A 25670-nucleotide genomic window follows, 5' to 3' on the forward strand; every position below is an offset into this window, starting at 1 on the left:
GGTCATATGCAGCTTGCCTGCGTTTTTCAAGTTAGGATGGACAATTCCTTCATTCTCAACTTTCACTAAGCACCACCCTCCTTAACTGAAAAAAACTCCAAATGAAATTTGGAGCATGACATTTACCTATGTTTTTCCTTTAGCCACCCGATTACCGATTTCCCACCTTTTTCGCGGAGATCTTCGGCTTCTTCCTTTCCAATGGCCTTTCCATCCTTGATTACGATCACCTCATCGAGGATGTTTTCGACTTCCTCAATTTCATGAGTCGCCATGATAACCATTTGCCTTTCAAAATCGATAGAAGATAGCAAGCTCCGGACAATCGAATCCCTGACCATAACGTCCAACCCTGAGAATGGTTCATCCAATAATACGACCGGTGCCTCCCGAGAAAGGGCTAGCACTAATTTAAGCCTTCCCCGATTCCCTTTCGACAAAGTACGGACCTTCTTCCGGACATCCAATTTCATGGTTTCCAGCATTTCAATTGCCTTATCCCGATTAAAATCACCAAACTGCGAAGCATGAAAATCAATATACTGACCTGCCGTAAAATTGGGATAGAAAAAATCAAGTTCTGTCAGATAAGAAACAACAGAAGCTGTTCTCCGGCATACCGGCATCCCAGCGACCGTCACCTCACCATGATCCGGTTTCGCGAGACCCGCAATCAGTTTGAGCAATGTTGACTTACCGCTTCCATTGGCTCCTAACACCCCATAAATCTTCCCCACTTCAAATGTGAGTGATACACCATCAAGGGCAGCAACGCTACCATACTTTTTCGATACATCATGCAGTTCAACCGTCATTCCGCATCCCCCTGCTTCTTCAAAAACTGCTGTACCGCTGTCAGCATTTCTTCTCTCGACAAGCCAATTTCTTTCATGTTCTCAACGAATGCCTCAATAACTTCCGTTCGGATCCGGGTACGCAGTGAAGCAATCAGCGCCGGATCATTTTTCACGAATGTACCTTGCCCCCTTCTCGTCTCCACAATTCCATCCCTCTCAATTTCGGTATAAGTACGCTGTATCGTATTCGGATTGACACCCATTTCGACAGCCATTTCGCGGACCGATGGCAACTTATCCCCACTCTTTATCTCACCCCGTACAATTGAATAACAAATTCGATCGGCAACCTGTAAATAAATCGGTTTTGAAGCATGAAAATCCTCTGGCATCCTTTACACCTCAATCTTTCGATCCAGCAGCCAACAAGAAGCAAGGAACAATATCACTAATCCAATAACATCCAACCCGCTTGTCAAAAGCGAAATATTTCCCCCGCCTTCCAAATAAAACTCCAATTTGGATTGAGACAAGCTAAAAGACGAACCGCTAAAAGCTGGTACAGCCCATATATCATTCAGTTTCTGATATAGCATTGTATGACCAACCCAATTTTTCAATAAAACCGTTCCTATAAACAGAAGAAACACTAACAGCCAACGAATATTTTTAATAAGTCGAATCCTTGCGAGTGCATGATACACTACCCATAAAAACATCATAAGCACAGCTATGACAATACTAACCGCCGTCATAACCCCGCCTACCTGTAACAGGCCTATCAACTCCATATTTTCCAGGTGAAAATCTTGCTGGAAATAACTAGTTGGTACCCTAAAAGCCACGAAAACTAAACAACAGGCAAATAAAATGGAAATTACCTGAAAAAGTACACATGACAATAATTTACTTCCAAGCAACATCGCTGCAGACTGGGGATTGTAAATCCACAATTGCGTCTTCCCTTCATAATTCAAACATCCAAAAATCAAAGAGAACATAATAAATGGTTGCAAGATCATGATTACCCATGTAGACATATAAAAAATACCTGCAACTTCCCAATACCTGGATACTAAAAAAGAAATAAACACAAATCCAACTTGCGCAACCAACAACCACAAAAGTGTGGATTTCCCAATCAACCACTCCTTTAGCACTAAACCTTTAAATGAACTCAATTTTTCCAACCCCTTAAGAATTGTTCTAGTTACATAGTACACAGTTACACCAAAATATGTCAAAGGTATTATAAAATAGCAAAATATACTATTATTTTATTAAGAAATTAAATATAATAGATTAAGTGGTTACAAAAAGAGGAAGGAAGTAAAATATGAGACATGAAAAGAAGAAGAAAAAGAAACGGACATGGCTGAAGGTAGTCGGGATAATTGTCCTACTTTTTATATTAGCAGGGGGAGCTTTTGCCTACTCGGTATGGAATTCACTGACAAAAACTGTTGATACGATGCATACACCAATAGACCGTACTACAGATAAACGAACTAAGGACCTCGCACTATCAGATCAGGAGCCATTCTCGATGCTCATGCTCGGTGTCGATGAACGTGATGGTGACAAAGGCCGTTCAGATACTATGATCGTCTTGACAGTCAATCCACAAAAGAAATCGGTCAAAATGCTAAGCATTCCGCGTGATACACGGACCGAAATCGTCGGTCATGGTACACAGGATAAAATCAACCATGCATTTGCCTTCGGCGGCGCAAAAATGTCCATGGATACCGTTGAAAACTTTCTTGATATCCCAATCGACTATTATATGAAGATCAATATGGAAGGCTTTAAGGATATCGTGGACGCAGTCGGCGGCGTGACCGTGCAAAACGATTTGGACTTCACTTATGAAGGCGTCCATTTTGCAAAGGGAAGCATTAATCTAAATGGAGAAGATGCGCTTAAATATTCACGAATGAGATATGATGATCCGAATGGTGATTATGGCCGTCAATCCAGACAACGTTCCATCATCGAGGCTGTCATCAAGGAAGGCGCTAGCCTTTCTTCACTGACGAAATACGATGATGTCTTCGATGCATTAAGTAAAAATATCCAGACGAATTTAACTTTTGATGACATGATGGACATCCAAAAGAACTACAGAGATGCTAGCAAAAGCATAACACAAGCAACCATTCCAGGAAATGGAACGAAAATCGACGGAGTCTACTATAATATCGTGTCGGATGAAGAAAAAGAAAAGGTCCAATCCGAATTAAAAGAACAATTATCCATCAAATAAGAAAAAATGAAAGAGCTGTCCGGAACCGCATCCCGACAGCTTTTTCATTTTCCCCGTCCAATATTCTGACAAAAAACGAACTCCAATTGTAGAGATTTGTTGGAATTTTTGTTGTTTATTAGGCACTAAAAGACGGTATAATCTAATATGAGCTGACAATTCCATCTTCCCCTTGCCCCTATAATCACTTGACACTATCATTCACTGGACCCAGAATTCCATCAACCGTCATTCATCAACTATAATAAATAATCCTAAACAAAAGGAGTGGATTTGTATGAAAATCAAAGCAGGCAGCTGGGCTATGCTAAGCAAACAGGACAAAATGTTTATTCTGAAAGCCATCAGTGATCGATCAAGAATGAAATATGTTTCATGAGAAGTGGCTCTTTTCGGCAATACATGAGAGCAACGCCTCTCCCTTTTCAATAAAACGAACTCGAGCCTGAAAAAGGAGAGGAATCTATTTAAACCGATAATCCCATTACAAACAGCATTCGCCTTTTTCTTTGATAATATAGCTATCTTGTTCCATATAAACACCCCAATGCGAGAATTGAAGACCTGTGTAACTGGAATTTCATAGGCCGCTTTATGCTGCCCTCCAACCCTATCCAGAATCCAGTTCTTCACTTTCTTAAGTATCGGCCTACAAATCATACTGAAAGGCCTATACTTCCATATTGTAAAATCGCTCGGTAAATGAAAATCATACAAGCCACCCACATAGCGTAGCATTCATAAACGACAAAAAAGAAGCATGTTGCAGACATGCTCCTTAATTAAATGTATTGAAAATAAGTACTTCAGATCCGATGACGCCTTCTCCTTCGATAAATGAAAAGAAAACAGAAGATTCCAAGCAAACCGCCAAACGTGTCCAGCATGACATCCTGCCATAAAGGGGTACGGCCACCGGTTATTTTCTGATGCAATTCATCTGCACTCGCATAAAAAAGGACACATATCAGAGCCCCTGAAAACGAAAGAATAGGATTCCTTACAAAACTGCGCCAAACACCCAAAGTCAAAAAACCAAACACAAAAAAGATAAAAAGATGGGCACCCTTCCGAATGAAAAACTCCACAAAACCACTCACTCCAGCAGTATGGGCACTAACCTCAACCCCTCCATACATGAATGATATGCCACTTAGCTTATCATACCAATACGGCGTATTGAACTGCGCCAAAAAAGGGGTAACGCTTTGCTCCTCATACGTCTGCGAGGAAAAAAAGAAGATCAGCATCGCCCATGAAATGAGAAGGATGGGGAATATGTATTTACTTTTCATATGTTGATTAACCCTTTCCAAATACCTATTAGTTTCTATTTAAGCTCGAGTTCAGTTACAGTAATATCCTCCCCAGACTCTCATTTTGAAAACGTGTCTTTTAAAATATCAAAAAAATCCATTAGAAATTTCCACTGCAATATAATAGAGCCACTATCTCAAACTTCTATCTTATTCTTACTTTTCAAAAATAAGGAATTCAGCTCTTTTATTTGATAATTACATATAGAGTGGGGTTTGGCAAGTGGTATATACCTGATAAGCTTGAAACATTAAACATTTGATAAAAGAAGGAACGGATTTATTAATAAGGTATATGTATAGATAAATATCAAAAAGAAACAAAAATTGGACGATTTCTCAGCCTCCTCAATACCTTATTTAACTTATTACTTATTATTGATTTATTTGTCTTTTTATGGAAGGCCACCTAACTATATAAGTCCTTCAAATATGTACTTATCTAGTAAGAAAAGGACGAAACAGCAAATAGACTTGGAGAAGACTATTTATAAAAAAAAGACTAGCTTAAAGCTAATCTCTCACTCTTACTTACCTTATAGTTTTATCCTACTGCACATCATATAATTAAAATGTTATTCACTCAAATTATTGAAGCATTTTTAGAATATTTTCGTCTTCCTCCAGAACCCAATTGCCATTATTCATAAAGACCCATTTACCGTTACTATTTTTTGAATAATATTTATTATTATTGCTTTCTTTCTGTATAACTCTGGGAGCTTGTGCAACAATAACTGAGTTACTTGGGATATCTTGAAATACTACACAATTCGCACCTATTCTAACGTTGTCCCCGATAGTTAGGTTTCCGATTATTTTAGCTCCAGTACCTATGAAACAATTTTCGCCAATTGTAGGAGAACCTTGCCCTTTTGAATCTGGAAGTGTATTTGACCCTATTGTTACTTGATGAAAGATTACACAGTTCTTTCCTATTTTTGAAGAACCAGAAATGAAAATACCATTAATTCCATGCGGAAATATTGGAACACTTTCAATCTTAGAGGTATAGCCTATATAGCTACCTTTTTTATCCAAGAAACTATTATAAAGTCGTATCAAAATTTTGCTATTATCCTTGATACATTTGTCTTTGAGAGACCAAATGCCTCCCATTAATTTAACGAATACTTTTTCTATCATTGCATTATTCCCTTCAAATTATCATAATGATATATAAGTAAATTTAAACTAGGCGCTTTTTGGGTGAAAAATAAACATGAAAGTTAACTTTTTTATAAAAGAGTAGTATTAGGTTATCCTATCCATACAATCTTTTGTTTGTAAATTCAACTTATTCTTATAGGGTTTTAAATGAATTAATATTAAAATCAAAAAACATAATTGTGCAAAAGCATCCTGTCCTAAATTAGTAATGCCATTATTAGTATTTAGAAAAATTAAAAACCCACTGAAAACAAAAAAAATATAGAATTGTTTTTTTTTCCAAAATATATATAATGGGTAAATATGAGTAAGTATATATATAATCAAAGTACATAGAATCCCATAATCATTAATAAACATTAGCAGAGGATATTCAAAATTGTTTATCTGTGAATTCAAATAAGTTACAATATCACGAGAGTATTGATATCCTCCACCTGTAAAAAAAGAAGGAAAGTCTATATTATCGTTTTTTAGTGCACTAAAATACAAGTTCAGTAAATCACTTCTACCTGAAGATAGATCATCAGTATTAAATCTCATTCCAATATTATCTTTAAATAACTGTGTATTCACAAAGATTAATAATGTCAGCAAAACAGTGACAAAATATAACCATTTAAATCTTTTTAAACTATTAAATAATAAAATTAAAACTATACCAACAATTAGCCCCACTTTACTACCGCACAAAATTAAACCAATTAATGTAATAACCGATACTAAATACCCTCTAATCATTGGTTTCGAATATCTAGCATAAATATTATTCATCATATAAAAAATCAGAAAATACTTAGCACCTTGTAAAGGATGTCCCATAAAAGAATAATACCTATAAATCCCCCAGTTTTGTTCTATTAGAATTAAATCCTTAAAAGGTGTTCCCATTTTCACTAAAAACATTTGAATAGAACTGTTTGTAACATAGTCAATTATCCCAACTATTAGTAAGATAATTATTAATGGATTATAAATTTTATTAAAAGTTCTTAATCCCGCTAATGCTTGACCATGGGTTATTTTTAAACTTATTAAAAATAAAGGGATTATCATGCTAATAATTGCTGACAATAAATACATTTTAGAGCTACTTTTATATAATGTTAATAATAAGAATGCAGAAAAAACAACTGTTAATAATAACAAAGAATAGTTATATTGATTATTCGCATATACCTTTAAAATATAAAAGATACCAATTACTAAGAAGAAAATATTAAATATACTAAAAATATCACTAAACATACCTCTAACAGCTTCATTAATAATGAATAACGTAATAACCATTAAGAGTGTTATGTTAATTTTAATTTTATGTTCTCTATCAGACTGTAAAAACTTCATCGATTGAATTGATTCCATTTATAATCACCATCCATGATTAACATCTCTAATTCATTCTACACATACAAGATTTTATATCAAGAGAATGTTAAACTTTATTTTAACTGTTGTCTTATCCAATTAATATCATTTAGCACTTATAACGCTTAGAAATCTAAACTACTTAACTAAAAAAGGACTATAAAAATAGGCTTTCTTTCATAACTTATAAATATAATAGCCAACTTTATTATTTCTTTGCTTTTTAAGATGAAATACGAACCAATAGAACTGAAAATCCAATTAGCGGAATTTACAAATAAGATTTCTTGCCTTTTTCTTTGTTATGACAAGATATTAGATATTTTGTATTTGGATAGGTCTATTTCAAAAAAAGAGGGAGCTGAAACTAATAGATGCATCTGAACAATAGGCCACAGAACCCTCAATAAATTGAAACTTTTTTTAAAAATTTCACTTTATAATCATCTCTTATTTTTTCTAAAGTTATGCTTTCAGTTTTAAAAGAAATCTCTTCAATTAAAAGAATTTTACTAAAGAAAATAATAATCGAATATAAAATGGATGAAAAAGTTATATGAATAAATAGTAACTACTAGCTGTTTCTAGTGATTCTCATAATTTTTTTTTATGGTTTCAGCTGTCGGTGAATCTAAGAAATCAAATGGAGGATTGACATGCCAAATGTAAACTCCTTTTACTTCGTCCATTTTTAATAATACACCTAATACTCTCTTCATCCATTCGTTTTGATCAACATAATCATTTGTTTTAGTATTTTCATTAACAAAAACAAACGGATCAATATAATCTTTTGTTTTATCTGACTTAGGTGTTGCGCCGACTTCTGTAATTAAAATATTTTTATTGAAATATTGATTTGCCTTCTTTATAGCTTCAACAAACCCATATGTACTTGATTCATTTATAAATATCTCATCTTTTTCTGAGGTATTTGCATTTAACCTTCTAACTTTTGGATACATATTTAAAGATATGTAATCAAGAGAGGTACTTATACTATTTAGCCCTTGCTCATGATACATTAACTCCCTATCTAACTCACTTTTTTTATAGGACATTGTAATTTTTAACTGAGGATATTTTGCTCTTATATCATTAATTATTACCATCCATTGAGATACATATTTATTTTGAGTTAGTTCTGACGTTTCGGTTGTTAAACTTAGAATAGGTATGTTATTTTCCGTGCAAATATATGCATAATATAAGAGTATTTCCTTCCAGTTACGGAAAAACAAATCCACATCACTTGGTTTATATAACCCTCTATCAAGATTATCTCCAAAATTAGGGAACATAATATGGGGCTTTATAATTGTAATTGGTACTTGGTATTCTTTACTTTTTTTAACTAAACGATGAATTTTTTCATAGATTTTTGGATCATTGACTGGATTTGAATCGGTTTCATTTTGAACCGTTACTGCTGTAACAACTTCTAATTCTGCCCCTAAATTTTTTATTTTAGGTAAAGTAATATCAAACCAACTATCACTATTGTTTGAGTCAAACAGTGTTATTGCTACTCCCTTTTGCTTTACTGATGTTTGCCCGTGTTGTTCAAGGGAAATATCATTCCCCACTTGATTGTTATCATTATTTATAAATGAAAATATTAATAATATTACACTAATAAAAATCAATATAAAATGTTTAAGCATCATTTCAACCCTTAATTTTGGGAATTTAACCATTACTTTCCTTTTTTATTTTAATTAAATTAATATTATTTTAATCTTGTGGAAACAGCAGAATCACATTGTCCGTCAATGGTTTCAACATAGTTATCAAACCAATGCTATTAAGACCTGAGATTGAGAAATATAATGAATTAATTTTGAAATATTTTATTAAACAATTCGGGGTTCTACTAAATGCACCCTTTCTATTATCATAGACTGGGGACTTATATTTTGTAGAATATCACTTTGAAAAAGCTATTGTCTAATAATGAAATACTTATCCTACAAAGAAAAAGCTATAGCTCTCAAAGAATGTATCAAAAAATTTTTTTGAATTAGTTAATCTTTCTTAATCCATTATAAAATAGACGGATTATTTCAAATCAGATTACATTAATTAGTTAATTTATTTTTGTATTGTTTTTTAATATATTCTTTATATTCTCCGCTAATAATTTGCCCCCACCATTCATTATTATCAAGATACCATTGAATAGTTTGGGCAATGCCTGTGTCAAAGTCATAAGTCGGTTTCCAACCCAATTGTTCTAATTTGGTAGGATCTATTGCATATCGCTTATCATGACCCAGGCGATCCTTTACAAATTCAATTAGGTCTTCTGATTTACCGAGAGTATTAATAATAGCTTTAACAACCTCTAAGTTGGTTCGTTCGTTATGACCACCAACATTATATACTTCACCGTTTTCACCCTTATGTAGAACTAAATCTATTGCTGCACAATGATCAATAACATGTAACCAGTCACGGATGTTTTTTCCATCACCGTAAACAGGCACCTTTTGGTCATTGACTACTCTGGAGATAGTCAATGGAATTAATTTTTCAGGAAAATGATATGGACCATAGTTATTCGAGCAGCGAGTAATATTAACCGGCAATTGGAACGTTTCGTAATAAGCCCGTACTAATAAGTCAGAAGATGCCTTACTAGCACTATATGGGCTATTCGGTTGCAGTGGAGTTTCCTCTGTAAAGAAAGTTGTAGGATCAAAATCTAATTCTCCGTATACTTCATCTGTTGATACGTGAACAAATTTAGTAATATTGTATTCCTTTGCGGCATCTAATAATACTTGTGTGCCTAGTACATTTGTCAAAACAAAAATCTCCGGATTCGTTATAGATCGATCCACATGGCTTTCAGCTGCAAAATGAACTACATAATCAAATTTCACTCGCTCGAACAAAGACATGATAGACTTACGATCCGCAATGTCTGCTTTTACGAAATGATAGTTTGGTTTATTTTCTATCTCCCGGTGCTTCGTTAAATCCCCTGCATAAGTCAATGAATCTAAGTTGTAAATATCATAATCCGGATACTTATTCACCATAAATTGAACAAAATTCCCACCAATGAATCCTGCTCCGCCTGTCACTAGCATCTTTTGTTTCTTCATATCAGTTCTCCTCTTGATTTAACTCTTCTATATACCGGGTTAACGCATCTTCCCATTTAGGTAAAGCAACAAATCCACTGTCTATTAACTTTTGCTTAGACAGTCTTGAATTTTTTGGCCGCACTGCCCTTGTTGGATATTCTTCAGTATTTATTGAGCTTACCTTTACATTTTTATTAGCAATTTTAAAAATTACTTGAGCAAATTCTGCCCAACTACAAAATCCTTCATTTGATGCATGGTAGATTCCATAACGATCCGTTAGAATCATATCCAATAACAAACAAGACAAATCATAAGTATACGTAGGAGAACCTATTTGATCGCCTACTACATTTAATTCATCTCGCGACTCAGATAATTTAAGCATAGTTTTGATGAAATTATTTCCATTACTACCAAAAACCCAAGAAATCCGCACAATAAAATAATTTTCCAAGAGAGATTGTACGATTTTCTCCCCTTCAAATTTGGTTAGACCATAATAACCAATAGGATTAGGAGGATCAGTTTCTTTAAATGGCTTATCTCCCTGCCCATCCAATACATAATCCGTGCTAATATAAACAAATTTAGCCCCTATCTCCTTTGCGGCTTCAGCCAAATACTTAGTGCCATTTACATTAACATCATAACATTTTTCTTTATCATCTTCCGCTTTATCAACAGCTGTGTAAGCAGCACAGTGAATAATTGCTTCAGGTTTTAATTCTGAAACATATTTAGATACGCTTTCTTTATCAGTGATATCTAAATCACGAGAGCTGGAACCATACATCTGCAGCCCTCTACAATTACCTTCCTTGACCACATCAAAGCCAAGTTGTCCACTATAACCAGTTACTAAAACTTTCATGACTTATTCTCCACTCACAAAATTATTTTCAGCATCCTTTAGTAACGGAGCATTTTCATCTTTAGCAGATAAGACAGGTTTAATATCCATTGGCCATTCAATCCCTATTTCTGGATCATTCCAAATAATTCCTCGATCATTTTCTGGAGAATACAACTCATCCACTTTATACTGAACCTCAACATCATCTGTTAGCGTCATAAAACCATGAGCAAATCCTTTTGGAACTAATAATTGCTTTTTATTTTCTTCACTAAGCTCTACTCCATACCATTCACCATAGGTAGGGCTTTCTTTTCGAATATCAATTGCTACATCAAAGATTGAACCTTTTGTACAACGAACAAGCTTTGTTTGTGCTTTTGGATCCTTTTGATAATGTAATCCTCGTAGCGTTCCTTTTGTGGCAGAAAATGAATGATTATCTTGTATAAAAACTGTGTCTATACCAGCCTTTTTAAAGTTCTCTTCATTATAAGTTTCAGTAAACCACCCACGGTGATCACCAAAAATTTTTGGTTCAATCACCATTACACCATTTAATTTGGTTTTAGTAATATTCATGATTTTACACCCACTAAATTTTTATCGATTAATACTTGCTCAGCTAAGCGCATCATATATTTCCCGTATTCATTTTTCTTTAAGGGTTCAGCCAACTTTATGAGTTGATCTCTTGAAATATATCCTTTTCGATAAGCAATCTCTTCTAAACAAGCAACCTTTAAACTTTGCCGTTTTTCTATCGTTTCTATAAAAGTAGAAGCTTCTAATAAAGATTCATGAGTCCCTGTATCTAACCATGCAAAACCACGCCCCATTAACTCTACTTGAAGCTTTCCTCTCCGTAAATATTCCTCATTCACAGATGTAATTTCCAATTCGCCCCGTTCAGAAGGTTTAATAGATTTCGCTATTTCAACTACATCGTTATCATAAAAATATAGTCCTGTTACTGCATAGGTTGATTTTGGAGTTTGCGGTTTTTCTTCAATAGATACCGCCTTCCCACTTTCATCAAATTCAACAACTCCAAAGCGCTCTGGATCTTTAACATTGTAGCCAAATATAGTCGCGCCTTTTTTTTGACTGGCAACTCGTTCCAAAACTTTAGTAAAACCGTGCCCATAGAAAATATTATCACCTAGAACTAGTGCAACCGATTCATCACCAATAAAATCTTCTCCAATGATAAATGCCTGTGCTAAACCATCTGGTGAAGACTGGATAGCATAACTTAATTCGATTCCCAATTCTTTTCCATCACCCAATAGTTGCTCAAATCTAGGCGTATCTTCTGGTGTTGATATGATTAATATATCCCGGATACCTGCAAGCATTAATACAGATAGCGGATAATAAATCATTGGTTTATCGTAAACCGGAATTAATTGTTTTGATATCGACTTAGTTATAGGATAAAGGCGTGTGCCACTTCCACCTGCTAATATAATTCCTTTCATATTTTTACCGCCTCATTTGTATTAAAATCTAATGGTTTTTTTTCATTTAGACCAAAGTGATGTAAAATCCCTTCTACTATTCTACTTGATGCCTCACCATCTCCATATGGATTTGATGATTGAGCCATCTTGTCATATGCGGCTTTGTCTATTAACAACGTATTAGCTAAATTGAATATCACATTTTCATCTGTTCCAGCTAATTTTAATGTTCCCGCTTCTATACCTTCTGGTCTTTCAGTTGTATCTCTAAGAACAAGCACAGGTACACCTAATGAGGGAGCTTCTTCTTGAACACCACCCGAATCAGTCATAATTAAGAATGCTTTGGATGCAAAATTATGAAAATCAATTACATCTAGCGGATCTATCAAATGAATACGAGGATGTTCCCCAAGTATTTCATTTGCAATTTTTTGAACTATAGGATTCATATGAACAGGATATACAACTATTGTATTTTCGTGGCAATCAACTATTCTCTTAATAGCTTTGAAAATATTTCTCATAGGTTCACCCAAATTTTCTCTGCGATGAGCTGTAACTAAGATTAATCTTTTGTCACCGATAGAATCCAAAATAGGATGACTATACTCATCTAAGATAGTCGTTTGTAGGGCATCGATAGCCGTATTACCAGTCACATAGACATTTTTCTCTTTCTTATTTTCTTTTATAAGATTCGAAGCAGCTTTTTTAGTTGGCGCAAAATGTAAATCAGCTAAAACACCTGTCAATTGACGATTAGCTTCTTCTGGATAAGGAGATAACATATTCCCTGTCCGTAATCCTGCTTCTACGTGCCCTATAGCTATTTGATTATAAAATGCAGCCAAACTAGCAATAAATGTTGTCGTAGTGTCACCATGAACCAATATCAAATTAGGCTTTACTTCTTGTATGACTTGATTCAATCCTTCTAATCCCCTTGTTGTAATATCAACTAGTGTTTGATTAGCTTTCATTATATTTAAATCGAAATGGGGCTTTATCTTAAATATATCTAATACCTGATCTAACATTTCTCTATGTTGTGCCGTAACAACAACTATTGAATCTAGTTGTTCCTTATATTTTTCTAATTCTAATACTAGAGGAGCCATTTTTATAGCTTCTGGTCTAGTACCAAACACAGTCATTACCTTAAGTTTTTTATTTAACATAGTTCACACTCCCATTGAAACCTTGCTTTATACAGCAGGGTTTTAATTTTTAGAAAATAAAGTTTCATATTCATTAATGATTTTTTCCCATGAGTATTCTTTTCTTATTCTTTCCTTAGCCGCTTTACCTAGGTTCTCAATCTGACTTGGGGTATAATTCTCCACTTCATTAATTAAATTAGAAAGTGAATCAGTTTCTTTCGAGAAATAAACAGCTCCATTTTGACCAACTTCTTTATTGAAAACGACGTCCAAGAGTAAATTTAAATTTGTTGAAGCTAATGCTTCTAAAAGTGAAGGATTTGTTCCCCCCACTTCATGTCCATGGAAGTAACCGTAAGCATTTTCTCTTATTCTTTTAAGTAATTCTTGATCATAAACCGTTCCAACAAACTTAATACGCTGATCCTTTTCAAAATTGGTGGTTTGTTTCAATTGTTCATAAAATGCATTTTCCTCAACATTTGCGATAAGAATAAAATCTTTTGTTGATGAAGATTTCATAAATTCTTTTATCATTAATTCATAGTTGTTTTCAGGAACAAATCGTCCAACAACTAAATAATACTCTTTAGACTGAATTTGATGCTTTTCATACCAATCGATAATCTTTTTATCCTCATTACTCAAAATAGACGGAGTAATATCAGCACCGTAAGCAATAAATGTTGTTTTAGGTTCAAATGCAGAGTAATCGGTTTGTATATAATTCTCTATCCCGATAGAGTCACAGATTAATAAATCTGCATTTTTTACCATTAATTTTTCAGATATCTTCCAATAGCGCTTAACCCAGTAATTCCATTTACTTCGTTTCCATTCATGCCCATCGGGATTTACAAATACTTGTGCCCCAAGTTTCTCTAACTGACTTTTAAAGTACGAAAAGACTGGACCAATTCGACAGGCTAAAATATATACAATACAGTTCTTTAGCTGATTCTCCTTAATATATCGAATACTCTCTTGTAAACTTAATATGTCATATAAAATAGCTCTTGCACTTCCTATTTTGGGAACTTTCACATTAAAACAACGCGCTTTATTATGATAGAATTCACTATTATCTTCACCTAAACACGAAACATGATACATGATATTATTACTGACCTTACGTGCTGTTAAATACTCTACAAAAGTTTCAAATCCTCCGTATTTAGCCGGAATACCTTTAGAACCTATAATAAATATATTTTTCATTTTAAAACTCCTAGAACTTCATTATATAAAGCTTCAATATTTATCGAATGTTTTTCTAGAGAATATGGAAAAGCATCATTATAAATATTGTGGTTCATTTTTTTTAGAATATTTCTATCATTTATTAACTTTTCTAAAATTGTTTCAAGTTCTTTGGTATCTGGATCAAAGATAATTCCTGTCTCCCCGTCCCTTAATATATCTTTAAATCCTACATGGTTGGATACTATAACCGGCACTCCAAAAGATAAAGCCTCTAACCCAATAAATCCAAAAGTCTCTTTCCAAACACTAGGAACAATTAAAACGTCTGTATTATCGAAAATATTTTCTAATTCATCATGCTGATAACGCCCATGAAACCTGATATGATCACTTTCACCTTGTTCTAATACTAGCTCAGCATTGTTACCGTACACATTTAACTCCCAGTTATTTTGATCAATACTTAACAATCTATTGACTGTCTCACGAAGCAAAGGAAAACCTTTATATATATCTAATGGACCTAGAAAGCTAATCTTTAATGGGAAGTTACCGTTGTATACTTTCTTTTTTCTATTATCAGCTATATTCTTATGTGAAATTGGCAAAACAGCACCATTGATATCTAAAAATCTTTCAAATTCAATTTTGGTATTTTCACTATTAAAATGAAAATAATCAATTAAGCCAAAAATCCCTAAATAGTATTCTCTCAAATCATTGAATTTGGCAGCTAAAAATTCATCAATTTTCTTACTATGTGTTATCTCCTTATAATTTGAATTTTGTTCCTTAATAGTATTATTTTTTCTTTTTCTTAATTTCTTGATTATTTTACTATCCTTAAAATTCCGATAGGTTTTAGATTGCATTAAATAAATTAATGGTAAACTATAGGCATTTTGATTGCAGGTCACACAGTTATTACCAAGAACATTATCAAAACAGATATCTCCCTTATAATCAATAAGATTCACCTTCGGACAAATTCCATAGTAATCATGAGAGGTAAAAACCAATTTAATTTTTAAATCTTTCGCAGCTAAAAAAAATTCCTTATGAATCCCCATAAGAGTATGAATATGAATTATATCTGGCTTTAATTTATTTAAAAAGGAATAATAAATATCCTCTGGAAAAACATTTTTCATGAATTGTACTGGATCACTGATTCCACCCAATAGCGAAACGGGTAATGGGTTGATAATTTCAAACACTTCTAATCCTTCAATCTTTGATTCTGCATTTATTGATGTTTTTTTACTGATATTGAATTGACCTGGAAAAAGTAAAAAAACCTGATGGCCTGTATTTTTTTGGTGATTCATTAAATCAAATGAGTATTTTGTAAGGCCACCGGTCCTGAAAGGCGGTAACCCCAATGAATAATGTAGTATCTTCATATAAGTTACGACTCTTTCCTGTTTTTAACAATTTTAACAGGGCTACCAACTGCTACACTATACGAAGGAATATCTTTATTTACTAGGGCATTTGCACCAATTACACAACCATCACCTACAGTAACTCCATCTAAGAAAACAGCCCCCGCACCAATCCAGCAATCAGAACCTATTTTTATCCCTTGGTTGCTAACACCTTGGTGTTTAATCGGAATATCTAATCTACTAAAATTATGATTCTCAGAGTGAAATCTTACATTTTGACCCATAATTACATTTTCTCCAATATTAATACCACCAGCAGCACCAAAAAAGCAAAAATCACCAATACCACTATTTTTCCCTATACGAATACCATCACCAATATTTTTTAAACTACCAGTACATTTTATCTGCGTATAACTACCGATTTTCACATTTTCCTCTAATATGAGTCCTTTCCTTGATAAACCATCAAGGACGACAAATTCTTCAATTGTAACTCCATTTCCAATTTCTATATTCCTTTTAGATTTTATTTTTACTCCTCTTCCAATAAATAATATTTTTCCACATTTTTTAAAGCCAAACCGTCTAAAAACCCCATTTATAAAACTAAAAATTTTCTCGATTATTAAACCCAATAAATAAGTTGAGTGTAATCCATCAGACAACTTGTATTCTTCTTTCTTTATAATAGATACACCCAACTCTAAAATTTTTTTAAACATAACTAACCCCTATTAATTGAATATTTTATATTCCAAATCTTTAACAACATTCTCCCATTCATATTGCAAATTAGTCTCTTTCCATATTGAGTTTATATTATCTTTATTATATCCCTTAATGATATCTTTAAGTGTCAAGTATATTTCTTCTTTATTGTTTTCGATAATAGGGCCTTTTTTGACGTCCTCCATTATCTTTCTCAGTTCATCATTTGGATCACCATACAAAGTCATTATTACTGCTTTACTACCAAGGTACTCGTATACCTTACCAGGTATTTGTGTACTATTTTTATTACCATATAGCAATAATGCGTCAGCTTTTACCGTGTACCTTAATGCATCTTCATAAGGTATTAGTGGTAATATTGAAACCACCTCATGAGTTAAGAGTTGTTTCTGATCATCTATGTTATCAAACTGTCCTATAAATAAAATATTAAGCTTTTGATATAAATCAAAATCATTCTTTTTTAAATTATTTAATGCATTACATAGCGGTTCTACATCTCTAAGTTTCTTGTATATTGTCCCAATATGTATAATGTTAAATTTGTCATTCTTAATTCCATGTAAGTTCGAAAGATCTTCATTTTGTACCTTCAAATAAAAATCTTTATCATATCCTCTGTACACAAGCGATACTTGCTTATCGTCCAATTTATAATTTTTCTTATATAATGACTTAGTTTTTTCTGTTGTAAATAATAATTTATCACTTTCTTTTACAATTAATTTTTCCAATCTTTCTTCAATAAACTTTTTAAAATAACTTCTTTCTTCTCGTAAGCTATCTCCATTCCATGGGTCACTCCAATAACTTACCCAACTTATTTTTTTGAATTTTCTTTTTATAAGATATCCTACAATGTGACTTGATGGGGTCTCATGGAGTGTAAATATTACATCATAATCATTTTTTTTTATTAGATTTTTTCCAAACCCATAAGCAGGAAAAATCCAAAGCACAAAAGCATCAGGGATTACAAAATTTTTTTTTATAAAAGAGTTAATCTTTCCTTTGAGAGAACTATTAATTGATGTATTACCATTGTTTGTTCTTGCTGTTTCATGAGACTTTTTTCTATAAAAAAAGCGATAAAAATAACCTGGTTTTATTCTATTAACTGTAACTTTCTCATCAAAGGAATTTTCCAAATGTATATCATAAGCTACTGAATCTTTTGGATAGTCAACACCAATTACATCTACTTGGTGACCTAATCGAGACAAATAATTTATATAATTTAAAGCCCTAACATTACCAGACCCAATATATGGTGGTAACTGTGTTGCAATTACTAATATGTTCAATGTATCCCTTCCTTATTTACGAAGAATGCATTTGATTTCATTTTTTAAACCAAAAGTTCATTGCCTCTTATTCTATTGCACGATTCCAAAATTTATAAATATAGGAAAATGTATTTTATTAAATATTATAGAATTAAACTTTCAAAAACATGAATCCTGCTAGAGCCTCGTTATTACAGTTGGGGAAATTATCAATATGACCTGCAAATTTTTTAGAAAAGATTAGGTAAGGAATTCATAATAATTTATAAAAGTCCTAGCACTGAAGCTACAGTAGCCTTTCAAACTTAAGTTATTCTTTTCTTTTTTTGAAATATCTTAATAAAAAAACATTATAAATCAAAGCAGATAACCCAATAATTATAATAGTTGTCAAGGCTGCACCGATTATTGAATAATATTTAATCATAAAATAATCTAATAGTATATTGATGACACCCACAAATAGATTGACAACAAATAAGGTTTTTACTTGTTTTACCATTGCTAGCACATTTCCTGCTGGTATACGGAAAGTACTAGCAAAGAAAAACCCTAAAGATAAGATTCTGAAAACTAAAACACCTTCGAGATATTCTACGCCAAACAATAACTTAATTATTAAAGGCGCAAATATCAATAAAATTGTTGTTATAAAGATATTAATTAACAATAAATATTTTACCAATATTTTATATGTTTTAATTAACCATAATATATTCTCTCTATTTTTAGCGAAGTAAGGATATACAAATGTCATTATTGATAACGGAATAAAATTCAATGCAAACGGAATTAAAGTAGAAGCTTTATATATGGCTACGATATTAGGATCTTTAATTAAAAGACCAATTAAAAAGATATCAATCAGGTAAATGATTTGAGAGATAAAATTATTCGACATAGAAATAATTGAGTAGTTTTTCAATTCTTTTTTTTCAGATACTGTTAATGAACTTGATAGCTTTACAAAAAAACTATCTGCCATTAATAAATAGCACCCTATTAGAATTGATGTGAAATACGCAATGTATACCCCAATTACAACTCCGACAACTCCTTCAATCAGAGCTCCAAATACTGAAAATATGAATATTGCCAATGTGTTATAGGTACTTAATCTTGAAAACTCAATATTCATTAGATTTGTGCGAAAATATATTTGGATATACTCATATCCAAATAAAAAAATAGGCATTAAAAACATCAATAATAATAAATTTGATGTCATAATGTTCTCTTTTAAAAAAACAAAACTATATAATAAAAGAGCTATAGAAATGAAAATATTAAAAAACATTCCAATTTTAAAAGAATACTTGAAATACGCATTGCTTTTCTCTTTTGTTTGACTTTCGCTGCCAAATTGCAATAGTGCAAATAATATTCCCATTCCATTAAACAACATAAAAATATTTAAGATATTTTGAGCATAGCTATAATTCCCAAAATCTTCTTTCATAAGTAACCTTACTAAAAAGATACCACTTGAAAATTGAACTATTTTATTTATTACATTAGAGCCAAATATATGAAAAAAACCCTTTTTTACTATTTTATTAATCAATTCTTTCATTACAATTTATTCCTCACTAAGAATCACATTCATAGTAGATAGAATCGTTAGAACTTGAATTTTCTCTACTGTTATACCAGTTTTAAACATTACTTCACACATTTCTTGTATATTCTTGTACTCATTTAATATTCCAATATTCTTTTCATAGTAATTATCAATAAATTTCTTAAATTCATTGTTGTGCCTATACCAATAATCAAAAGGATTCATACCTCTTTTTGTATTGTATCCGTATAAAGTTGGCAACTTTAAAATATTTAATCCTTTATTGATTACTTTAAAACCAAAGTTCATACTTTTTATCACTAGTTTCGGTGTCGTTATTTTAGATTTTATTCTCTCATATTTGTACTTCGCAGCTGAGGGGTACTTCTTAAGTATCCATTTATAATACAAATTATGATTAATCCTGTATTGAAGAGGAATATTTAAACAGTACTGCATAAAATCAACATCACAAAATGGAGAAAATGATTCCGTTCTTTCTTGGAAAGAAAGATTTCCATTTAATGCAAAATTCAAGCCTCTATTGTACATTTTGAACAATTCATCATTACCATAATCTTCAAAGGCTAAGTTTTTTAACCTATTTTGATATTTAGTGGAATAAACATAGTTGGAGAACTCCACCTTTTCATGCTGAACAGATTTTGAAAAGCTTCCTACAACAACATCACCTATCTGACCTGTATGTACAAGACCATAAGCTTCTAAATTTAAACTATCTAAATTATTTTTCGAATGTGCTAATCCATAATATATACTAGTTCCACCATTAATCTTCACAATACTATCTATATCAAACAGAAACTTAGCATCATCAAGAGATTTAAATATAAATTCATGATTTAGGTCTACGGCAATTTCCTTGGCAATTTTTTCGTCCAAATAGTTAGATTGTGAAAAAGTATAATTTAAAATATCGTTATATCCTAAGTCATGTGCCACAACATTCACCATTCTAGAGTCAAGCCCACCACTGATCGAAGCTAGATGTTTATAGCCATATTCATTATCTTTTTCAAATTGAAGTTTTACTGATGATCTAAATAATTCATCTAATTGATCAATTATTTCATCTTCAGTACCTTGAACAAGTGGTTTGTTATTAAATTGGAAGTATTTTTTTATTTGCAAACTATTATTTTCAATTTTCAGGTAGTGACCCGGTAATAATTTTTTAATTTCCTTAACCATAGTATTTTCATCTATCATGTAACCAAAGGTTAACATGCATAAAGAACTATCTTCATCAAGTGATAATTTTTTTTTATTAGCCTTAAATACAGTAGCGATATCAATGACTCGAGAACCAATTATGTAACCTTCATTAACCTCAGAGAAATAAACTTTTTTATCGCCTAATTGATCCGTGTACATTAACCATTTATTAAATTTTTTATCAAATAATACACAGGAATAACTTCCTCTAATTTCACTAAAAAATTGTTCACCTTTAATTTCATACATTCTAATTATTGTATCTACAAGGTTTTTACTTTTATATTTGTTAATCAGTTGCATACTATTTAGTAAAATTCCATCCGTTATAATAAAATATTTATCAGTATCATAAAAAACTTTATCATTTTGAAATTTTTTATTCACTTTATTTTCGAAGTGATAATTATCACCTTTAGCTTCATTAAATAGTAAATTGGATTCTATATCATTAGCTGATTCAGGAAAATATAAATCCTCCATACTTTTACCTATATAACCTATAAACCCTGGCATTCTTGTTCCCCCTTATAACTTGGGACTACTAATACTACTTATTTTGTATAACGTTTACTTCTTCATTTATAACTTTTTCTGGACTACATCTGGTCATCGAAGCAGAGGCATTTCTTGAGAGTTCACTAAAGACTAAAGGATTTTTATATAAATAATCGATTTCGCTTACAATACCATCTGCATTTTTAGTAATTAAACCAGTTGAGTTATGTTCTACAAACTCGGGAATTGCAGAATTGTTGGAGGTAATAGGTACCAAACCACTAGACATTGCTTCACACATTGAAACCCCTTGAGAGTCTTGTCTTGTTGGGCACAAAAAAATACCATTTTTACTATGCTGTTCTTTTATTTCATTGTGTTTAAGATAAGTATCGTGTATTTTCACATTATCCAAATGCCGTATAGAACTAACTGTTTTTTCAAATAATCGCCCAGAACCGAATATATTAAACTCTAACTCACTAAAATATGCCTTCTTTTTTAATTTCAATATTGCATCAACTGCAACATCATTTGCATATTTCCTGGACTCAAAAGGCCTAATTAGTAATATTTTCTTTCTTAATTCAATATCTTTTTCCTCATACTTAAACAAATTAGTATCTACGACATTGTGTATAATTTTATAATTATCAATTTTGGTAAAAGTATCTTTTTGTGTTGCATTTTTTATCCATTTTGAAACAAATACAAATTTTATATCTCTTTTATTTGATTTTTTAATAAATTGCCTTAAATTTATCATTTGCCTAGTATTTTGTAGAATATACTTAAAAAACCCACCATCTTTATAGTTAAATAACCTTCTATGCCATCCAATAGCTTCCATTAGATGAATCCATACAATTATTCCAATTTTTTTATCAATTGAATTCAAAACATCAATCATGTGACGATTAATAAAATGTATTAGAATTTTAGCCGGTTTTTTATTTGAAGTATACTCGATAAATGAGTTCTTATTGCCTTCTATTACTTTGATTCCTTCAAAAAAATATATCTTGGTTTCGGAAGTCTTCTCGTCCAAAACAAAGACTTCGATATCTAATCCTCTTTTAACATATTCTATAACCCTGCGATGTATAAAAACATTCCTATATAAACTCTCATCCTTAGGATACATATTTGTGAGTACTGTATAATTCAAAGATTAATATCTCCTATCTTAAGTTAGACTTGCAACTTTATTTGTCCCATTATTTGTTATCCCCCTAGTATCAACAACTATCTTATCTTGTAAATCTAGAGCATCTATCAATTTAAAGTAATCATGATCTACTAGTAAAACAATCAAATCCGCGCGTTTAATAGCCTCTTCTGTGCTAACTAAACATACATTAAAATTATTCAATGAAGAAGGAAGTTCATTAATGTGTGGTTCTGCTATCAATATATTTTGGTTGGATTCCTTTGAAAGCTCTTTGACAATCTCTATTGCAGGACTTTCTCTTAAGTCATCGATATTGGCTTTGAAAGATAACCCCAAACATGCTATAGTCTCACAATTGTATTTATTAGCCGCTTCTTTTACTTTATCAATCACAAATATCGGCTTTGAATCGTTTACCTTTCTGGCCGTATGAATTAACTTAGACGTTTCGGGTGCAGCATCAACAATAAACCACGGATCAACAGCAATACAATGTCCTCCTACTCCTGGTCCAGGTTGTAAAATATTAACACGAGGATGATGATTAGCTAATTTTATCAGTTCCCAAACATCTATATCTAAATCATCACAAATCATGGAGAGTTCATTTGCAAAGGCAATATTTACATCTCTATATGAGTTTTCAGTTAGCTTTGATAATTCAGCAGTCTTTGCATTTGTTTGAAGAACCTTACCATCAACAAATGATTCGTAAAACTCTGCTGTCTTTTGCGTGGACAGCTTATTTACTCCACCAACAATACGATCATTTTCAATTAATTCTTTTAGTATTTTTCCAGGCAGTACACGTTCTGGACAATGTGAAACATATATTTGACTAGAACTTTTTTCATCTATACTTAAATCTGTTCTTTCATTTAATATCAATTCGACTATTTTTTCAGTAGTACCAATAGGACTAGTAGATTCAAGGATTATTAGATTCCCTGGTTCAATATAGGGAATGATTGATTTCGTTGCTGATTCTACATAGGCTAGGTCTGGCTTATGATTTTCTTTAAATGGGGTAGGAACCGCTAGAATATAAACATCTGCCTTTATTGGCTTTATATCGGCACTCAATTTTCCTGCTGTTACAACTTTTTTCACAACTTTTTCTAGGTCTGGTTCATAAATATGAACTTCTCCATTATTTATTAAATTAATAGCCTCTTCATTAACGTCCACACCATGGACCAAAAACCCTTTATCTGCCAATACGGCAGCAGTTGGTAAACCAATATAACCCAAGCCAACTATACATACTTTTTTATTCAATCTAATCATCTCCATTTTTTAGTATGCCTCTTCCGAGTTAATCATGCATTTCACGGTTTTCAAGATTATTTTGATATCAAATATTATATTCCGGTTATAAATATAGTAGATATCTAATTTAACCATTTCCTCGAACCCCAAACTATTCCTACCATTTACTTGCCATAATCCTGTACATCCAGGTGTTACTAGTAATCTCTGTTTATCGAAGGGTAAGTATTCATCAACTTCGCGACGGAGTGGAGGTCTTGGTCCTACAAGACTCATTTCTCCCTTTAATACATTCATCAATTGTGGTAACTCATCAATACTTGTTTTCCGAATAAATTTCCCGATTTTCGTAATCCTCGGATCATTTTTCATCTTAAACATGGCTCCTGATACTTCATTTAGGGCAAGTAAATCTTTTAATTGCTCCTCAGCATTCGAGACCATTGATCGAAATTTATACATTTGAAATTCCGTTTCGCCTTTCCCAATTCGAATCTGCTTGAAAAAAACAGGTCCTTTTGGGTCTTCTATTTTTATCAAAATAGCTACTATCAAAAAAATGGGCGATAGTAAAATAAGTCCAATAATTGATCCAAATATATCTATTAATCTTTTCATTCTTAAATAACTCAAATTAGCGTTTACTTGATCTTCTGTTAATAAGCGGTCAGATGACGCTACTCTCTGCTCAACTGCTACAGCTTTCAAATTGGCTCCTCCCTTACTCTTGTTATTTTTATAACTTTTGTTTTTCTAGTAGGTTTTCCATAAACTCTAAAACATCATCTTTTATAGTTATATCCTTCAAAGCAAACTCTATCGTTGTCTGAATGAATCCTAATTTCTCACCAACGTCGAATCGCTTCCCTTCGAAGTCATATGCAAAAACTCGTTGAATTTCGTTTAATTTTTGGATTGCATCTGTCAGCTGGATCTCTCCGCCTGCTCCCAGTTCTTGTTTTTCCAAGAACATAAATATTTCTGGCGTGAATATGTACCGGCCCATAATTGCCAAGTCGGATGGAGCTGTTCCTTGTGCAGGCTTTTCGACAAAGTTATTTACTTCATAGCGTCGGCCGTTTTGGTTACTTGGATCTACAATCCCATAACGATGGGTTTCTTCTTTAGGGACTGTTTGTACACCGATGACTGAGGATAAGGTTTTATCATATTCATTCATTAACTGTTTTAAGCAAGGTGTTTCCGCTTGGACGATATCATCACCTAATAAAACGGCGAATGGTTCATTTCCAATGAATTTCCTTGCACACCAAACTGCGTGGCCTAGACCTTTTGGTTCCTTTTGTCTAATGTAATGAATATCAACTTTGGAAGGAGCTTGGACCTTTTCAAGTAATTCGAATTTATTTTTTTCCATTAAATTATTTTCAAGTTCAAATGCATTATCGAAATGATCCTCAATTGCACGCTTACCTTTTCCGGTTACAATAATGATGTCTTCAATACCTGAGGCCACCGCTTCTTCGATGATATATTGAATGGTTGGTTTATCCACGATAGGAAGCATTTCCTTCGGCATAGCCTTAGTCGCTGGCAGGAACCTTGTACCCAATCCTGCTGCTGGTATTATTGCTTTTTTTACCTTTTTCATTTATTCTCCTCCTCATGTTATCCTGTTCATTTATTAAAAATATCTGGATGCTGATAAAATTTTATGCATTTGCCTATTTATCGAAAAAGGATTAAAGTATTAGAGTTTTAGTCCGATATATACTATGCCATAATATTTGTTCTTCGTTAAAAATTAGAAACATTCAGAAAACATAAAATGACTCTGCTGGTTATTAGAATTGACCAAAAATCGTGCTTCA

At 32.3% G+C, this 25670-nt stretch carries 24 protein-coding genes; 1 reads left to right on the forward strand and 23 read right to left on the reverse strand.

The window, feature by feature from the left end; genetic code table 11:
* Positions 1 to 122 precede the first annotated feature (122 nt).
* The 3 genes from OSJ91_RS19160 to OSJ91_RS19170 are packed head-to-tail and all read right to left on the reverse strand — an operon-like array spanning position 123 to position 1978.
* Positions 123 to 815, reverse strand: coding sequence for an ABC transporter ATP-binding protein (locus OSJ91_RS19160; RefSeq protein ID WP_485890232.1), 693 nt, complete (start codon positions 813 to 815; stop codon positions 123 to 125).
* Complete coding sequence (locus OSJ91_RS19165) at positions 812 to 1189, reverse strand: GntR family transcriptional regulator (RefSeq protein ID WP_350299556.1); 378 nt, start codon at positions 1187 to 1189, stop codon at positions 812 to 814. Before OSJ91_RS19165 ends, OSJ91_RS19160 begins: the two co-directional genes overlap by 4 nt.
* A gap of 3 nt (positions 1190 to 1192) precedes the next feature.
* Positions 1193 to 1978, reverse strand: a complete 786-nt coding sequence (locus tag OSJ91_RS19170) for a hypothetical protein (RefSeq protein ID WP_485890233.1) — start codon at positions 1976 to 1978, stop codon at positions 1193 to 1195.
* A 155-nt stretch (positions 1979 to 2133) separates the two neighbouring features.
* Between OSJ91_RS19170 and tagU the strand changes: the two genes are divergently transcribed.
* Positions 2134 to 3063: a polyisoprenyl-teichoic acid--peptidoglycan teichoic acid transferase TagU gene (tagU, locus tag OSJ91_RS19175; RefSeq protein WP_048681289.1), complete on the forward strand. Its 930-nt coding sequence runs from the start codon at positions 2134 to 2136 to the stop codon at positions 3061 to 3063.
* On the opposite strand, the gene OSJ91_RS19180 is transcribed toward tagU, so the two are convergent.
* From OSJ91_RS19180 to galU, 20 genes are all read right to left on the reverse strand, one after another.
* Positions 3049 to 3222: a hypothetical protein gene (locus tag OSJ91_RS19180; RefSeq protein WP_485890234.1), complete on the reverse strand. Its 174-nt coding sequence runs from the start codon at positions 3220 to 3222 to the stop codon at positions 3049 to 3051. The two genes, tagU and OSJ91_RS19180, sit on opposite strands and share 15 nt — an antisense overlap.
* 647 nt (positions 3223 to 3869) lie before the next feature.
* Positions 3870 to 4358: a VanZ family protein gene (locus tag OSJ91_RS19185; RefSeq protein ID WP_485890235.1), complete on the reverse strand. Its 489-nt coding sequence runs from the start codon at positions 4356 to 4358 to the stop codon at positions 3870 to 3872.
* A gap of 609 nt (positions 4359 to 4967) precedes the next feature.
* On the reverse strand, positions 4968 to 5525 hold the full coding sequence (locus OSJ91_RS19190; RefSeq protein WP_485890236.1) for a serine O-acetyltransferase: 558 nt from the start codon (positions 5523 to 5525) through the stop codon (positions 4968 to 4970).
* A gap of 108 nt (positions 5526 to 5633) precedes the next feature.
* Positions 5634 to 6914, reverse strand: a complete 1281-nt coding sequence (locus tag OSJ91_RS19195; RefSeq protein ID WP_485890237.1) for a hypothetical protein — start codon at positions 6912 to 6914, stop codon at positions 5634 to 5636.
* A 587-nt stretch (positions 6915 to 7501) separates the two neighbouring features.
* Positions 7502 to 8614, reverse strand: a complete 1113-nt coding sequence (locus OSJ91_RS19200; protein WP_485890238.1) for a glycoside hydrolase family 113 — start codon at positions 8612 to 8614, stop codon at positions 7502 to 7504.
* Positions 8615 to 8995: 381 nt separating this feature from the next.
* Complete coding sequence (gene rfbB / locus OSJ91_RS19205; RefSeq protein WP_485890239.1) at positions 8996 to 10027, reverse strand: dTDP-glucose 4,6-dehydratase; 1032 nt, start codon at positions 10025 to 10027, stop codon at positions 8996 to 8998.
* A 1-nt stretch (position 10028) separates the two neighbouring features.
* Positions 10029 to 10883, reverse strand: a complete 855-nt coding sequence (gene rfbD / locus OSJ91_RS19210) for a dTDP-4-dehydrorhamnose reductase (RefSeq protein ID WP_485890240.1) — start codon at positions 10881 to 10883, stop codon at positions 10029 to 10031.
* 3 nt (positions 10884 to 10886) lie between these two features.
* On the reverse strand, positions 10887 to 11447 hold the full coding sequence (gene rfbC / locus OSJ91_RS19215; RefSeq protein ID WP_485890241.1) for a dTDP-4-dehydrorhamnose 3,5-epimerase: 561 nt from the start codon (positions 11445 to 11447) through the stop codon (positions 10887 to 10889).
* Entirely contained in the window at positions 11444 to 12346 is a 903-nt protein-coding gene (rfbA, locus tag OSJ91_RS19220; RefSeq protein ID WP_485890242.1) for a glucose-1-phosphate thymidylyltransferase RfbA, read from the reverse strand. The genes rfbC and rfbA overlap by 4 nt, the downstream gene beginning before the upstream one ends.
* On the reverse strand, positions 12343 to 13509 hold the full coding sequence (gene wecB / locus OSJ91_RS19225) for a non-hydrolyzing UDP-N-acetylglucosamine 2-epimerase (protein WP_485890243.1): 1167 nt from the start codon (positions 13507 to 13509) through the stop codon (positions 12343 to 12345). Before wecB ends, rfbA begins: the two co-directional genes overlap by 4 nt.
* 42 nt (positions 13510 to 13551) lie before the next feature.
* Positions 13552 to 14709 carry a beta 1-4 rhamnosyltransferase Cps2T gene (cps2T, locus tag OSJ91_RS19230; RefSeq protein WP_485890244.1) on the reverse strand — a complete coding sequence of 386 codons (1158 nt, stop codon included), beginning with the start codon at positions 14707 to 14709 and terminating at the stop codon, positions 13552 to 13554.
* Complete coding sequence (locus OSJ91_RS19235) at positions 14706 to 16097, reverse strand: glycosyltransferase (protein WP_485890245.1); 1392 nt, start codon at positions 16095 to 16097, stop codon at positions 14706 to 14708. Before OSJ91_RS19235 ends, cps2T begins: the two co-directional genes overlap by 4 nt.
* 5 nt (positions 16098 to 16102) lie before the next feature.
* Positions 16103 to 16807, reverse strand: a complete 705-nt coding sequence (locus OSJ91_RS19240) for a DapH/DapD/GlmU-related protein (RefSeq protein WP_485890246.1) — start codon at positions 16805 to 16807, stop codon at positions 16103 to 16105.
* Between the two features lie 12 nt (positions 16808 to 16819).
* Positions 16820 to 18121 (reverse strand): glycosyltransferase, encoded by a 1302-nt coding sequence (locus tag OSJ91_RS19245; RefSeq protein WP_485890247.1) that lies wholly within the window; start codon positions 18119 to 18121, stop codon positions 16820 to 16822.
* A gap of 292 nt (positions 18122 to 18413) precedes the next feature.
* Positions 18414 to 19676 (reverse strand): oligosaccharide flippase family protein, encoded by a 1263-nt coding sequence (locus tag OSJ91_RS19250; protein WP_485890248.1) that lies wholly within the window; start codon positions 19674 to 19676, stop codon positions 18414 to 18416.
* Positions 19677 to 19682: 6 nt separating this feature from the next.
* Positions 19683 to 21416, reverse strand: coding sequence for an asparagine synthetase B family protein (locus tag OSJ91_RS19255; RefSeq protein WP_485890249.1), 1734 nt, complete (start codon positions 21414 to 21416; stop codon positions 19683 to 19685).
* A 34-nt stretch (positions 21417 to 21450) separates the two neighbouring features.
* Positions 21451 to 22566, reverse strand: coding sequence for a glycosyltransferase family 4 protein (locus OSJ91_RS19260; RefSeq protein ID WP_485890250.1), 1116 nt, complete (start codon positions 22564 to 22566; stop codon positions 21451 to 21453).
* Between the two features lie 18 nt (positions 22567 to 22584).
* The gene (gene wecC, locus OSJ91_RS19265; protein ID WP_485890251.1) at positions 22585 to 23847 is read right to left on the reverse strand and encodes a UDP-N-acetyl-D-mannosamine dehydrogenase; all 1263 of its coding nucleotides are present in this window, start codon (positions 23845 to 23847) and stop codon (positions 22585 to 22587) included.
* An 18-nt stretch (positions 23848 to 23865) separates the two neighbouring features.
* Entirely contained in the window at positions 23866 to 24546 is a 681-nt protein-coding gene (locus tag OSJ91_RS19270) for a sugar transferase (protein ID WP_485890252.1), read from the reverse strand.
* Between the two features lie 28 nt (positions 24547 to 24574).
* On the reverse strand, positions 24575 to 25450 hold the full coding sequence (galU, locus tag OSJ91_RS19275) for a UTP--glucose-1-phosphate uridylyltransferase GalU (protein WP_485890253.1): 876 nt from the start codon (positions 25448 to 25450) through the stop codon (positions 24575 to 24577).
* Positions 25451 to 25670 lie beyond the last annotated feature (220 nt).

The sequence above is a fragment of the Bacillus sp. T-10(2022) genome, assembly GCF_056502895.1.